The organism is Kitasatospora sp. NPDC006697, assembly GCF_042869935.1.
GTDB lineage: Bacteria > Actinomycetota > Actinomycetes > Streptomycetales > Streptomycetaceae > Kitasatospora.
Map to the genome: position 1 here is coordinate 174,446 of NZ_JBIAGU010000003.1, position 13,250 is coordinate 187,695.

Consider the following 13,250-nt stretch of genomic DNA (forward strand, 5'->3'; position numbering starts at 1 on the left):
TCCCCACACACGTGGGAGCGGGGGCGGGGGCGGGCCGCCGTCTCTTCCCAGGGAGTCGACGTTGAGCTACCGGATCCACCGGGTGCGGCCCGAGGACTGGGCCGAGCTGCGCGAGCTGCGGCTGCGGGCGCTGCTGGACACCCCGATCGCCTATCTGGAGACGCACCGGCAGGCGCTGGCGGCAAGTCAGCACGAGTGGCGCTACCGGGCGGCCCGGGCGGCCGGGTTCGGCGCGGTGCAGCTGGTGGCGGTGGCGCCGGACGGCGAGTGGGTCGGCACCATGGGCGGGGAGCTGGCCGAGGGGGCGGCGGGCGCGGCCTGGCTGGTCGGGGTCTTCGTGGCGCCCGGGCACCGCGGGCCGGCCGGGCCGGCCGGCGAGCTGCTGGCCGGGGTGGCCGGGTGGGCGGCCCGGCAGGGCGCGGCCCGGCTGCTGCTGGAGGTGCACGAGGACAATCCGCGGGCGATCGCCTTCTACCGGCGGCACGGCTTCGCCGAGACCGGGGGCGGCAGCGCCTACCCGCTGCCGCCCGGCGGGACCGAGATCGAGATGGCGCTGGCGCTGTAGGTTGGCGGCATGGCGAGGACGGCGGCGCGCAAGGCCCGCAGCTACGACCCGGTGAAGGTGCGGGCGGCCCTGGCGGGCGAGCTCGGGGCGGTACGCGCGACCGCGGCCGGGGCCGACCCGGCGCCGGAGGTGCTGGACCGGCTGCTGGTGCTGCTGGGCGGCGGGCCGGGCGAGGCCCTGGAGCCGGCCGTCGAGGCGCTGCTCGGGCGGCTGGCCGAGCTGCCCGACGAGCAGGCGGTGGCGCTGCTGGTGGAGACCGTGCTGCTGGCCGACGACCTGGCCGCGGCGCTGGGGATCGCCGACTTCCCGCACGAGCGGTTCGCGCTGGCCACCGCCAGCCGGGTGCTGGCCGACGCCTTCGCCGCCCGGGTGCCGGGCGGCGCGGTGGAGTTGCGGGTGCCGCCGTTCGCCGTGGTGCAGGCGGTCCCCGGGCCGAAGCACACCCGGGGCACCCCGCCGAACGTGGTGGAGGCCGCGCCGCTGGACTGGATCCGGCTGGCCACCGGGCGGCTGTCCTGGGCCGAGGCGGTGGAGGGCGCCCGGCTGACGGCCAGTGGGGAGCGCAGCGACCTCAGCGCCTATCTGCCGGTGGCGCACTGACGGCGGCTCAGGCGCGGCGGGTCTCGCGGAGCAGCAGCAGGCCGGTGAGGACCACGAAGAGCGCGGTGGCGAAGTGGATGCCGAGGGCGGTGGCCAGTGAGCCGCCGTGGGTGAGCACGATCACCGCGTCGCCGAACGGGGTGACGGAGGCGGCGAGCATCACCCAGCCGAGCGCCCGGCGCTGACCGGCGATCAGCAGGGCCAGCGGGACCAGGCCCGAGACGATGTCCCGGAGCCCCTTGATGTCGTAGTAGCCCTCGCCGGTGCCGCGCGGCCCGGCGATGCCGAACCCGGCCGCGGCGCCGTGCGGGTCCACCATGAACCGGGCGCCGATGAAGATGATGAAGGCGGCGCCGAGCGCGGTGCAGACGGTGGCGATCCGGCTGGTGGGGCTCGGGGCGGCGGGCGTGCTGCTGACGGCGGTCGCGGCGGTGGCGGTCATGGCTGGTCTCCCCTGGGGTGTGGGTACGTTGCTGACTGGCGCTCATTTTTCTAGCGCCGCTAGGAACAAGGCTGACGCTAGCACGGCCATTGCTCTGAACGCTAGCGCTGCTAGAATCTCTGCCATGCCAACCATCCAGACACGCAAGGAACGCGAGCGCGCCGAGCGCCACCGGTTGATCCTCGAAGCGGCCCGGGAGCTGGCCGAGGCCGAGGGCTGGGAGGCCGTCACCACCCGCCGGCTGGCCGAGCGGATCGAGTACAGCCAGCCGGTGCTCTACAGCCACTTCGCCGGGAAGGGCGCGATCGTGGACGCCGTCGCGCTGCAGGGGATGGGGGAGCTGGCCGACGAGCTGGAGCGGGCGGTCGCGGCGGCCGGGCCGGACGGCGGGCCGGCCGCGCTGGCCGCCGCCTACACGGCCTTCGCCGCCGCCAACCCCGCGCTCTACGAGGCGATGTTGACCATGGGCACCACGCTCTCCTTCGGCACCGGGGAGTCGCCGCCCGAGCTGGTGCGGGCCTTCACCCTGCTCTACCGGGTGCTCGCCCCGCGGGCGGGCACCGCCGACCCGGAGACCTACGTGGAGACCTTCTGGGCCGCTCTGCACGGGCTGGTGCTGCTCACCGGGAGCGGGCGGCTGCGCCCCGGCCTGGACGAGCAGCGGCTCGCGCTGCTGCTGGAGCGGCTGGGCTGAGACGGCGACGGCCGCCCGCTGACCCAGGTCAGCGGGCGGCCGTCGGAGCGGTCGGGGCCGGCTACTGCTTCAGCTCGGAGTAGGCCTCCGGGCTGCTGTCCATGAGGAACTGCCAGCAGCGCTCGGCCTCCTCGGTCTCCTTGACCGCCTCGGCGGCCCGGGCCAGCGCGGCCAGGCAGCGCAGGAAGCCGCGGTTGGCGCGGTGGTCCCACGGGATCGGCCCGTGGCCGTGCCAGCCGGCCCGGCGCAGCGCGTCCAGGCCGCGGTGGTAGCCGGTGCGGGCGTAGGCGTACGACTCGACCACCCGGCCCTCGGCGAACGCGTCATCGGCGAGCATCGCCCAGGCCAGCGAGAACCACGGGTAGTCCGCCGCGAGCTGGGTCGGCGACGCGGACTCCTCGGCGAGCCGCCGGTACGGCTCCGCCTCCTCGCTCAGCAGCGTCGGCTCGGGGCCCGAGAGCAAGTTCTTCCGTTCAGTCATGCTCCCCAGTCTGCCAGCCGGGTGGTGGCGCCCGGGCGGGGCCGCTGTGCTCATGCGGTGCAGCGGTAGAGGAGTTGCGGAGCGGCACTGGTCACCGACTGCCCGTAGTCGCCCGGGGCGACCGGTGCGCAGTTGCGGCGCACCCAGTCGGTGACCGCCGCGGTCGGGCCCGCGGCGGTGCTCCGGCCGCCCTGCGGGGAGCCGAGCAGCACGAAGTGCAGCCGGCCGCTGCGGACCAGCGCCTGGAACTGCGGCAGCGTCGGCGAGGGCACCTCGCCGGTGAAGCCGCCCATCGGCAGCACCTCCTTGCCGGTGGCCAGGATGTACGGGGAGGAGGCGGTCCAGGTGGTGGTGGCGAAGAGGTAGCGGGCGCCCTGGTCGTGGGCCTCGGCGTAGGCCAGGATCCGCTGCTGGGAGCGGCTCAGGGTGCTGCCGCCCCCGCCGGCGGCGGCCCGGGCACCGTCGGTCGGGGCGGCGGGCCGGCCGTAGCCGTGCGCGGCCTGCGGGCCGACCGTGCCCATCCCGGAGTTGCCGTACCGGCTGTCCAGCACCGAGGCGGCCCAGGCGCCCGGCGCCAGCAGCACCGCGCCGAGCGCGGCCGCCAGCCCCGCCCGGGCCAGCCGGCGGGCGCCGCGGCCGGCCGCCGGCAGCACCACCGCGAGGCCGCCCAGCACCAGGGTGGCCGGCGGCAGCCAGGGCAGGAAGGACGGGTAGAGCCCGGCCAGGTGCGCGCTCCACAGCGCGGTGCCCGCCACCGCCGCCGGCAGCGCCCAGGCCCGCGCGCCGCCCACCCACTGGCCCTGCCGCAGCAGCACCAGCCCGGCGCCCGCCAGCGCGGCCAGCGGGGTGGCGATCACGCCCATGTAGTAGCTGTGGCCGCCGACGCTGCCGGCGCTGAACACCAGGAAGTAGACCGCCAGCCAGCCGCCCCAGAGCAGGTAGCCGGCCCGCAGCGGGTCGGTGCGCGGCTCGCGCCGGCGCCAGACCAGCGCGCAGAGCAGGGCGGTGGCGGCCAGCGGGTAGAGCCAGCCGGTCTGCGGGGCGAACTGCGCGCCGAACATCTTGGTCCAGCCGCCGTCCCCGCCCGGCCGGGGCTGCGGACGGGCGGCGGCGTCGCGGGCGCCGTGCTGCTGCCCGCCGCCCCGGCTGGAGGTCACGCTGCCGGTCTCGGCCGCGTTCAGCCCGACCGAGGTGAAGCGGTTCAGGAAGTTGTAGCCGACCACCATGCTGTAGGCCGAGTTGTCGGTGGTCCCGTCGATGTACGGCCGGTCGCCGGCCGGGGTCGCGGTGGCCAGCAGCACCCAGGAGGCGGAGACCGCCAGGGTGACCGCCCCGGCCGCCAACAGGTGCGCCAGCCGGCGCCGCAGCCGCACCGGCGCGGCCAGCAGGTAGACGCCGGCCAGCGCGGGCAGCACCGCCCAGGCCTCCAGCATCTTGGCCTGGAAGGCCACCCCGACCCAGACCCCGGCCAGCACCAGGGTCCGCAGCCGCCCGGTCCGGGCGGCGCGCTGCGTGGCGTCGGCGGCCAGCAGGAGCAGCAGGGTGAAGAGCGGATCCTCGACGGCGGTGCGGAACAGCCCGGCCACCACCGGGGTCAGGGTGAAGGACAGCGCGGCCAGCAGCGCCGCGTTGGCGCCGGCCCAGCGCCGCACCGCGCGGAACAGCACCAGCACCGAGAGCACGCCCTCGACCGCCTGCGGCAGGGCCAGCGCCCAGGGGTGGAAGCCGAGGAGCCGGGCCGAGACCGCCTGCGGCCACAGGAAGCCCGGCAGCTTGTCCAGAGTGATGGTGCCGGCCGGGTCGTAGGAGCCGAAGACGAAGGCCTTCCAGCTCTCCGTCATGCTGCGCACGGCGTCCGCGTAGAAGGTGTGGTAGCTGCTCCGGTCGATGCCCCAGAAGAACAGCAGCCCCGCCAGGGCCGCGATGGCGAGCAGGGCGGGGCGGGTGTACCCCGGCTGGTCGGCGGGCGAGCGCCAGGGTGCCCGGCGCGGTGTCCGGCGGTTCGACTCGGGCTCGGGAGCGATCGGTAGCACGGTGGTGGCCATGGGTGACAGCCTTGGCCGGGCGGATGAGAAATCCGCGGCGGTCCGGGCCGCCCCTGGCAAATCCATACCGTTCCGGGGCGAAGATTTTGCCGTCCGGCCCCGTCCGGCCCCGTCCGGGAACGCCTCGGGCCCCGGTCGCCGACCGGGGCCCGAGGGGTGTCGCCTTACTTGATCCGGTTGCCCGCCGAGCGCAGGGTCACCGCGGCCTCGCGCACCCGGGCCGCCATGCCGGCCTCGGCCAGCTTGCCCCAGGTCCGCGGGTCGTAGGTGTTCTTCTTGCCGACCTCGCCGTCGACCTTCAGCACGCCGTCGTAGTTGCGGAACATGTGGTCCACGACCGGGCGGGTGAAGGCGTACTGGGTGTCGGTGTCCAGGTTCATCTTGACCACGCCGTTCTCCAGCGCCGTCTCGATCTCCTCGGCGGAGGAGCCGGAGCCGCCGTGGAAGACGAAGTCGAACGGGTCCTGCTTGCCGTACTGGGCGCCGATCGCGTCCTGCAGCTCGCGCAGCAGCTCGGGGCGGAGCACCACGTTGCCGGGCTTGTAGACGCCGTGCACGTTGCCGAAGGAGGCGGCCAGCAGGTAGCGGCCCTTCTCGCCCAGACCCAGCGCCTCGGCGGTGCGGACCGCGTCGTTCACGGTGGTGTAGAGCGAGTCGTTGATCTCGTGCGAGACACCGTCCTCCTCGCCGCCGGTCGGGGTGATCTCGACCTCGAGGATGATCTTGGCGGCGTGCGCCAGGGCCAGCAGCTCCTGGCCGATGGAGAGGTTGTCGGCCAGGGTCTCGGCCGAGCCGTCCCACATGTGGGACTGGAAGAGCGGGTTCTCGCCACGGGCCACGCGCTCGGCGGAGACCGCCAGCAGCGGGCGGACGTAGCCGTCCAGCTTGTCCTTCGGGCAGTGGTCGGTGTGCAGCGCGACGGTGATGTCGTACTTGGCGGCCACGATGTGGGCGAACTCGGCCAGCGCGACGGCGCCGGTCACCATGTCCTTGTTGTGCTGGCCGCCCAGGAACTCGGCGCCACCGGTGGAGATCTGGATGATGCCGTCGCTCTCGGCCTCGGCGAAGCCGCGCAGCGCCGCGTGCAGCGTCTGCGACGAGGTGACATTGATGGCCGGGTAGGCGAACTTGCCTGCCTTGGCCCGGTCCAGCATCTCGTTGTAGACATCGGGGGTTGCGATGGGCATGCGAATCCGCTCCTGTCGGTGTGGGGCGCTCGGACGACGCTGTCCGATGCTCGGTACGCCTCTGGTTCACGGCGTCACCGCGGTACGACATCGAGGGTGTGGGCGACCGCGGGCCGGACACCTCGGCCATCTTCCCAGACTCGGGCCCCGGCTACACCCATGGGTTCAGCATGCGGGCCACCGGCGTAGCGCTCGCTGCCGGGTCCTGCCATCTCTGCGCGCTATCCTGCGCCCGTGACTACCACTACCGACCTAGCGGTCAACCTCCTGGATGCCAAGTCGCTGATCAGCTCGGTCGGGACCTTCGGCCTGCTGGCGATCATCTTCGCCGAGACCGGCCTGCTGATCGGCTTCTTCCTGCCCGGCGACTCGCTGCTGATCCTCGGCGGCGTGGCGGCCTCCTCGGCCGCCGCCAAGGCCTTCGGCCCGGGCGTGCAGATGCCGATCGGCGTGCTGCTGGTCGGCGCGCCGATCTGCGCCATCGTCGGCGCCCAGCTCGGCCACCTGCTCGGGGCCAAGGCCGGCGGGAAGCTCTTCGACAAGCCCGACTCGCGGATCTTCAAGCGCGAGTACGTGGACAAGGCGGAGGAGTACTTCGCCAAGTTCGGGCCGGAGAAGGCCGTGGTGATGGCCCGCTTCATCCCGATCGTGCGCACCTTCCTCAACCCGGTCGCGGGCATGCTGGAGATGCCGGCCCGGAAGTTCCTGATCTGGAACACCATCGGCGGCATCATCTGGACCGAGGCGATGCTCTGCATCGGCTACTTCTTCGGCGACTCGATGGCCCCGGTGATCGACAAGTACCTGATCCCGGCGATGGCGCTGATCATCCTGCTGTCGATCTCGCCGATCCTGCTGGAGATCGTCAAGGAGCGGAAGAAGCGCAAGGCCGGCGGCCCGGTGGTGGCGGCCGAGGCCGAGGAGGGCGAGCCGGCACAGTCCGGCGGCCGCCACCGCCGCGGCTGAGCCCGGGTCCGGTCCGGCGGACGGAGAAGGGGGGGGGGGGGGCCCCGGGGCGGGCGGCGCGGGGGGGGCGCCCGCCGCGGGGGGGGGGGGGGGGCGCCCCCCGCCCCCCCCCCCCCGCCCCCCCCCCCCCCCCTTCTCGGCATTGCGGCGGGTTTCCCGGCGGCGGTCAGGCCAGGTCGAGGTCGGCCGCGGTGAAGACGGTGTAGTAGGGCAGGCCGGCCTCCTCGATCGCGGGGGCGGCACCGCGCTCCACGATCACCGCCACGCCGACCACCTCGGCGCCCGCCTCGCGCAGCGCCTCGACGGCGGTCAGCACCGAGCCGCCGGTGGTGGAGGTGTCCTCGACCGCCAGCACCCGGCGGCCCTTGACGTCCGGGCCCTCGATCCGGCGCTGCAGGCCGTGCGCCTTGCCGGCCTTGCGGACCACGAAGGCGTCCAGCTCGCGGCCGCGGGCGGCGGCGGCGTGCAGCATCGCGGCGGCCACCGGGTCGGCACCCAGGGTCAGGCCGCCGACCGCGTCGTACTCCAGCTCCGCGGTGGCGTCCAGCAGCACCCGTCCGACCAGCGGGGCGGCCTGCGCGTCCAGGGTGATCCGGCGCAGGTCCACGTAGTAGTCGGCCTCCCGGCCGGAGGAGAGGATCACCTTGCCGTGCACCACGGCCTTGGTCTTGATCTGGTCCAGCAGGGCGGCGCGGTCGTTGTTCGGGTTGCTCATGGACGATCAGTCTAGGGTCTGGCCGTCCGGGTCCCGGTCAGCGGCGGCGCAGGGCGCGGGCCACGATCACGGCGCCGCCGAGCAGGGCCATGCCGCTGCCGATCACCCAGGGCGAGGTGAGCCGGTCGGCCAGGCTGGGGCCGGCCGGGGTGCCGGCGTGCTGATCGCCGTACCAGCGGCTGGCCGCCCGGGCGCGGGCGCTGCGGGCCGGCAGGGCCGGGGCGTAGCGGCCGCGCGGCGGGGCGTGGTCCACCTCCTCGGCGGAGCGGCCGACGATGCTGCGGCGGACCGGGCCCGCCTCCTCGCCCACCGGGTCGGGCACGGCGTGCGGGTAGGGCAGCTCGACCGGCTCGGGGTGGACCGGCTCCTCCTCGTCGGGGGAGAAGGCGATCAGGTCGGAGAGGTCGTCGGCGAAGAGGTCGTCCGGCAGCGGGTCGGGAACCACGCTGAGGGTGGGCGGCTCGGCGTCCCCCGGCTCTCCGGGCTCCTCCGGCGCCAGCTCCTCGCCGAGCGCGGCGGCGAAACGGTCCAGCAGCCGGCGCCCGGCGGCGGCCAGGGCCTCCTCGTCGAACTCGGCGAGCCGGCCGCCGGGGGTCAGGTCGCCGGTGAACCGGATCCGGGCGGCCTCGCCGTCGGAGTCGGGGGCCGGCTCGCCGGTCACGGCGATCCGCAGGGTGGCCGTCACCTCGCCGTCGCCGCGCGCCTCCTGGCCCTCGACCAGGACGGTCACCACACCCGGCGCGCCGCTGCGGATCAGCGAGGCGGTGCCCTTGTAGGTGATGGTGGAGCTGCCGATCCGCAGCTTCAGCCGGCCGGTCAGCTCCGGCGGCGCGCCGGTTGCCCGGCGGCCCGCCGGGGAGGAGGCGTCGGAGGCTTCGGTGCTCAGCCCGGGCAGGCAGCGGGCGAGCAGCTCGGGATCGTCCAGGGCGCGCAGGACGAGTTCGGCCGGCAGCGGGATGACAACCTCATGCTCCATGGCTGTGAGCCTACCGACCTGTCCGTCGGGCGGAAGGGCACGGCACCGATCGACTGCCGTCCGGGTGCCCGGGGAGGACCCGGACGGCCCGATCGGGCAGTCGCGGGCCGGGTCCGGGGCCGGCTCAGTGCGGGTCCAGCAGGGTGTCGGCCGGCGGCAGCGGGTCCGGCCGACGGGACGCCAGCCGGGCCGCGGCGGCCCGCAGCCCGGACTCGGTGAGCGAGCGCGGCGGCGGGGCGTCCCCGGCCAGTGCCAGTTCGGGGCTGGCGCCGCGGGCCGCCAGCAGGACGGCCGCCACCGCCCCGCTGCCCGCCGGGTCGCAGGCCGGCCCGTCGCCCGGCACCGGGAACGGCACGGTGGACAAGCCGGCCGCGCGCAGCCCCGCCTCCACCGTCCAGAGCCCGGGCCCGGCCGGGGCCGGCACCGCCAGCCGGCCGTCCGCGGTGAGCCGGGCCGCGGCCAGGCCGTAGAACTCGGCGGCGTGGTACTCGGCGCGGGCCGCCCGCAGCGGGGCCGGCAGGTCGGCCAGCACCACGTCGAACCGGTCGCCGGGGTCGGCCCCGGTGCGCAGCCAGGCCAGCGGGTCGGCGGTGACCACCCGGACCCGGGGGTCGGCGAAGGACCGCCCGCCGAGCGCGGCCAGCGCCGGGTCGGTGCGGGCCAGCCGGGGGAGCGCCGGATCCGGGGTGACCACCAGCACCGAGCCGACCCGGCTGTGCCGCAGCACCTCGCGCAGCGCCAGCCCGTCGCCGCCGCCGAGCAGCAGTACCCGGGCGCCGCCCGCGCCGGCCAGCGCGGGGTGGACCAGCGCCTCGTGGTAGCGGTACTCGTCGCTGCCGCAGGCGGCCAGCCGGCCGTCCAGGTAGAGCCGCAGCGGCTCGCCGCCCTGGACCGGCACCCGGGGGCCGGTGAGCACGATCTCGCCGGAGCTGCCCTGCACCGCCTGGCGCGGCGCGGCGCCGTAGAGGGCGCTCCGGGCGGCCCGCTCCAGCGCGCCGGTGCAGGCGGCGGCCAGCGCCAGGGCGGCGAGCACCGCGCCGCAGCCGGTCCAGAGCAGCAGCCTGGTCCGCGGGGCCGGCTCGTCCCGGAAGAGCCAGAGCACCACGGCACCGCCGGCCACCGCGTTCACCGCGCCGGTGAGCAGCGCGCCGCCGGCCTGGCCGAGGTGCGGCAGCAGCAGGAACGGGAAGGCCAGGCCGCCGAGCAGCGCGCCCACGTAGTCGGCGGCGAACAGGTCGGCGGCGGCCCGGCCGGCCTCCTCCCGGCGGACCCGCTGCACCAGGGTCATCAGCAGCGGGATCTCGGCGCCGATCAGCAGGCCGATCAGGCAGGTGAGCCCGACCAGGGCGAGCTGGTAGCGGCCCAGCCAGGCCCAGCAGGCGTAGAGCACCAGCACCGAGAGGCCGCCGACCAGTGCCAGCGAGCACTCGACCAGGGCGAAGGAGGTGGCCGGCCGGTGGGTGAACCGCTTGGCGGCCAGCGAGCCGACGCCCATCGCGAAGACCATCACGGAGAGCACCACCGAGGTCTGGGTGACCGAGTCGCCGAGCAGGTAGCCGCCGAGCGCCACCAGCTCCAGCTCGTACACCAGGCCGCAGGCCGCGCAGATGAACGCGGCCAGCAGCACCAGCAGCCGGGCGGCCGGGGTTCGGACCGCGCCGACTTCCGGGGGGCTCTCCTCCGTTCGGGCGCGTCCTTCCGGCGTACCGCGGCCGCGCGGCGGCTGCGGCGGGCGGACCCGCAGCCGGACCCTGGTCGGCCGCTGCCGGGGCGGGCCCGGGGCGAGTCCGGCCGGGGTGTCGGTCCGGCCGGACGGCGGCAGGCGGTCGCGGATCCGGCCGCGGGTGCGCGCCCGCAGCCGGACCGTCGGCAGCCACTCGACGGGGTGCGGGCCGGCGCGGTCGGGACCGGGCGGCACGGGGCGGCCCGTCGGCTGGTTGATCACGAAGAAACGCTAGGCGACGGGGGCCGCCGGTAGGTGCACCCGTTCGAGCGGCAGTGACGGCGTTTGAGTTGACGGATCGGCATGGTGTTCGAGCTTCTCGGGGGCTGATGGGGTATCGGAGGCCTTCGGCCGCCCTCCGGCTTACGGGGGGTCACGGCCGGGTCGGCCGGGCCATCGAGCAGCGGGCCGTCCCGGGCCGGGTCGAGCCGCCCGGTCCGCGCACCACCAGTGAGGACCGGGTGCAGACCAGCCGCCCCTCCTGCGGGTAGGCGTGCCAGGTCCGCCAGAGCACCCGCTCCGCGCTGCCCTGGGCGACCAGTGCGGTGAAGGCGCTGGGGTCGCCGGGGAAGACCCCGGCCAGGCCGCGCGGGTGCTCGTCCACCAGGGCCAGGATCTCCTGTGCCCGGGCGGCGAAGACGTGCGGCGGCAGGGACTCGATCCGGGCGGCGAACTCGTATTCCCACCCGGCGACTTGCTCGGCCACCCGGGCCGGCAGCGGGGTCCGCCGGCCGGGCAGGCAGGCCACCGTCTCCAGGCACTCGCCTGGGCCGGCCGCGATCACCACCTGGTGCGAGGCGCCGAGCAGCCGCAGTTGCAGGGTGCCGGTGCCGCCGGCTCTGCTCCCTCCCGGGGCGCGGTGGCCGGTCCGCCGGTCGTAGGCGTCGCGCGCCTGGGCCGGCGCGCCGGCCCCCTCGTCCGGACCCGGCAGCGGCAGGTCGCGCACCGCCAGCGCGGGCAGCGGCCCGCCGCCGAGGCACCAGGCCAGGTCACCGGCGCGGGTGTCGGTATAGGAGGTCTGCAGTGTGGTGAGCATGCTTGGCTCCGCATTTCAGCTCCGTACGCGTCCGCCGTGCAGTCCGACTCGGCCGAAGGCGAGGAGGTTCGTGGCTGTGCGGTCCAGGACGCGGCCGACCGTGGAAGGAAGGATTCCGGCTGGAGATTCAGCAGCAGAGAAGCACGAATTCTCCGGGTCCGTCAGGGATTTACCTATTCTTGTTGCACATTCACCGTTCTGGGCGTAGTGCCTGGTCAGGTGTGACCGGGAGGGTGAACGAGATTGGTCGATGTGCGCCCTCCGAGCAGGAACGCACGCCCCGCGGTCCGGGCGCGCGCCGGGTGCGCGCAGGCGTGCGAGCGCGCGGCCGGGCCGGGGGCGGTCGAGTGGCGTTGGTCGGACGATCCGCTGGAATGGCCGGTTCATTGGCTGAGGCGGAGAAAGGTCGGATCGTTCGGTGAATCGCGGTGGGTCGGCTCAGCGGTGCTGGGCCGCCAGCACCCGCGGGCAGGGGGCGGCCGTGCCCGGGCCCGGGATCGGCAGCAGCGACGGCACCGGCACCGCGGTGGCCGGCTCGCCGCGCCGCAGGCCGGCCAGCAGCGCCAGCGCCTCCAGCACGCAGACCGAGACCCCGTACCAGGTCGCGGTGGCGCTCAGCCCGATGTGCGCGACCGCGATGCCCGCCGCCACCGCCGGCAGGCTCAGTGCCAGGTAGGACAACACGTAGACGGCGGTGACCACTTCGGCTCGACGGGCGGCCGGCGCCAGGGTGGTCAGGGTGCGCAGCGCCCCGGAGAACGACGGCCCGAAGCCCACCCCGGCCAGCACGCTGGCCGCGAAGAAGAGCCAGGCCGACCCGGCCCGCAGTGCCACCAGCGCCAGCACCACCCCGGCCAGCAGCGCCACCGGCCCGACCAGCAGCGACCGGCGCACCGACCAGTCCCGGGCCAGCAGCGCCACCACCGCCGAGGTGCCCTGCAGCGAGACGATCACCAGTGCGCCTGCCAGATGGCTGTTCAGGTGCAGCACCGCGTGCATCAGCGAGCCGCCCAGCGACAGGTAGAGCCCGCCCAGCGCCCAGGTCGCCACGATCGACGGCAGCAGCGCGGCGAACGGCGCCCGAACCTCAGCCGGCACCGCCACCTCGGGCCGCAACGACCGGAGCCACCCGCCGTCCGGCACCACCGGCTCGGGCATCAGCGCGATCAGCGGCAGCGCCACCGCGAAGACCGCGGTCAGCAGCCAGAACACCAGCCGGGTCGGCGCCGGCCCGTACTCCACCAGCAGGCCGGTGGCCAGCGCGCCGACCGCGATCCCGCCCGCCGCGGCGACGTTGGTCATCAGCGCCCCGAGCCGCGAGCCGGCCGGCTGCAGGTCGATCAGCGAGGCGCTGAGCGCCCCGGTGGCCGCCCCGGTGGCGATCCCCTGCACGATCCGCCCGGCGAACAGCCAACCGAGCGACCGGGCCTCGGCGAAGACCACCATCGAGGCCAACTCCACGGCCACCGCGCCGAGCAGCACCGGCCGCCGCCCCAGGTGGTCGGAGAGCGACCCGGCGAAGAGCAGCGTCACCAGCAGCGCCACCGCGTTCGCCGCGTAGACCGCGGTGAGCGCCAGCGCCGAGAAGTGCCAGTGCTGCTGGTAGACCACGTACAGCGGCGACGGCGCCGCCGAGGCGAACATCAGCATCCCGAACACCGCGGCGAGCAGCCAGAACGCGGCGCCCCGCGGCAGTTTTCCGGGCATGGGTGTGGACATCGTGCGGACCCCCGTGTGTTCCCTCCGCCCGGCCGGCCGACCGAGCTCACTGATCATCAGGAGCATCCTGCCGTGCGGCAGTTGGCAGCGGAAGGGCGTTC

At 75.3% G+C, this 13,250-nt stretch carries 13 protein-coding genes; 4 read left to right on the top strand and 9 right to left on the bottom strand.

What is annotated here, in order from left to right:
* Positions 1 to 61 precede the first annotated feature (61 nt).
* Both ACFYNO_RS06065 and ACFYNO_RS06070 read left to right on the top strand, forming a co-directional pair.
* Positions 62 to 565 carry a GNAT family N-acetyltransferase gene (locus tag ACFYNO_RS06065; RefSeq protein WP_388005975.1) on the top strand — a complete coding sequence of 168 codons (504 nt, stop codon included), beginning with the start codon at positions 62 to 64 and terminating at the stop codon, positions 563 to 565.
* 9 nt (positions 566 to 574) lie between these two features.
* A complete protein-coding gene (locus ACFYNO_RS06070; RefSeq protein ID WP_388005978.1) occupies positions 575 to 1,165 on the top strand; it encodes a sterol carrier family protein in 591 nt (196 codons plus the stop codon).
* A gap of 7 nt (positions 1,166 to 1,172) precedes the next feature.
* On the opposite strand, the gene ACFYNO_RS06075 is transcribed toward ACFYNO_RS06070, so the two are convergent.
* A complete protein-coding gene (locus ACFYNO_RS06075) occupies positions 1,173 to 1,607 on the bottom strand; it encodes a DUF4267 domain-containing protein (protein ID WP_388005981.1) in 435 nt (144 codons plus the stop codon).
* Positions 1,608 to 1,731: 124 nt separating this feature from the next.
* On the opposite strand from ACFYNO_RS06075, the gene ACFYNO_RS06080 reads away from it, so the two are divergent.
* A complete protein-coding gene (locus tag ACFYNO_RS06080) occupies positions 1,732 to 2,301 on the top strand; it encodes a TetR/AcrR family transcriptional regulator (protein WP_388005984.1) in 570 nt (189 codons plus the stop codon).
* Between the two features lie 61 nt (positions 2,302 to 2,362).
* Here ACFYNO_RS06080 and ACFYNO_RS06085 read toward each other — a convergent pair whose 3' ends face one another.
* The 3 genes from ACFYNO_RS06085 to fbaA form a co-directional block, all read right to left on the bottom strand.
* Positions 2,363 to 2,782 (bottom strand): DUF3151 domain-containing protein, encoded by a 420-nt coding sequence (locus ACFYNO_RS06085; RefSeq protein ID WP_388005987.1) that lies wholly within the window; start codon positions 2,780 to 2,782, stop codon positions 2,363 to 2,365.
* 50 nt (positions 2,783 to 2,832) lie between these two features.
* The gene (locus ACFYNO_RS06090; protein ID WP_388005990.1) at positions 2,833 to 4,827 is read right to left on the bottom strand and encodes an ArnT family glycosyltransferase; all 1,995 of its coding nucleotides are present in this window, start codon (positions 4,825 to 4,827) and stop codon (positions 2,833 to 2,835) included.
* Positions 4,828 to 4,991: 164 nt separating this feature from the next.
* Positions 4,992 to 6,014, bottom strand: coding sequence for a class II fructose-bisphosphate aldolase (gene fbaA, locus ACFYNO_RS06095; RefSeq protein ID WP_388005993.1), 1,023 nt, complete (start codon positions 6,012 to 6,014; stop codon positions 4,992 to 4,994).
* Between the two features lie 234 nt (positions 6,015 to 6,248).
* Here fbaA and ACFYNO_RS06100 point away from each other — a divergent pair, with 234 nt between their 5' ends.
* Positions 6,249 to 6,980 (top strand): DedA family protein, encoded by a 732-nt coding sequence (locus tag ACFYNO_RS06100; RefSeq protein ID WP_388005997.1) that lies wholly within the window; start codon positions 6,249 to 6,251, stop codon positions 6,978 to 6,980.
* A 166-nt stretch (positions 6,981 to 7,146) separates the two neighbouring features.
* Here the strand turns inward: ACFYNO_RS06100 and pyrE are convergent, their stop codons facing one another.
* The 5 genes from pyrE to ACFYNO_RS06125 form a co-directional block, all read right to left on the bottom strand.
* On the bottom strand, positions 7,147 to 7,695 hold the full coding sequence (gene pyrE, locus ACFYNO_RS06105; protein ID WP_388006000.1) for an orotate phosphoribosyltransferase: 549 nt from the start codon (positions 7,693 to 7,695) through the stop codon (positions 7,147 to 7,149).
* Between the two features lie 37 nt (positions 7,696 to 7,732).
* Positions 7,733 to 8,671 carry an SRPBCC domain-containing protein gene (locus tag ACFYNO_RS06110; RefSeq protein ID WP_388006003.1) on the bottom strand — a complete coding sequence of 313 codons (939 nt, stop codon included), beginning with the start codon at positions 8,669 to 8,671 and terminating at the stop codon, positions 7,733 to 7,735.
* A gap of 124 nt (positions 8,672 to 8,795) precedes the next feature.
* Positions 8,796 to 10,298 (bottom strand): spermidine synthase, encoded by a 1,503-nt coding sequence (locus tag ACFYNO_RS06115; protein ID WP_388006581.1) that lies wholly within the window; start codon positions 10,296 to 10,298, stop codon positions 8,796 to 8,798.
* A 469-nt stretch (positions 10,299 to 10,767) separates the two neighbouring features.
* The gene (locus tag ACFYNO_RS06120; protein ID WP_388006006.1) at positions 10,768 to 11,430 is read right to left on the bottom strand and encodes a DUF2617 family protein; all 663 of its coding nucleotides are present in this window, start codon (positions 11,428 to 11,430) and stop codon (positions 10,768 to 10,770) included.
* 438 nt (positions 11,431 to 11,868) lie between these two features.
* The gene (locus tag ACFYNO_RS06125; protein WP_388006009.1) at positions 11,869 to 13,215 is read right to left on the bottom strand and encodes an MFS transporter; all 1,347 of its coding nucleotides are present in this window, start codon (positions 13,213 to 13,215) and stop codon (positions 11,869 to 11,871) included.
* Positions 13,216 to 13,250 lie beyond the last annotated feature (35 nt).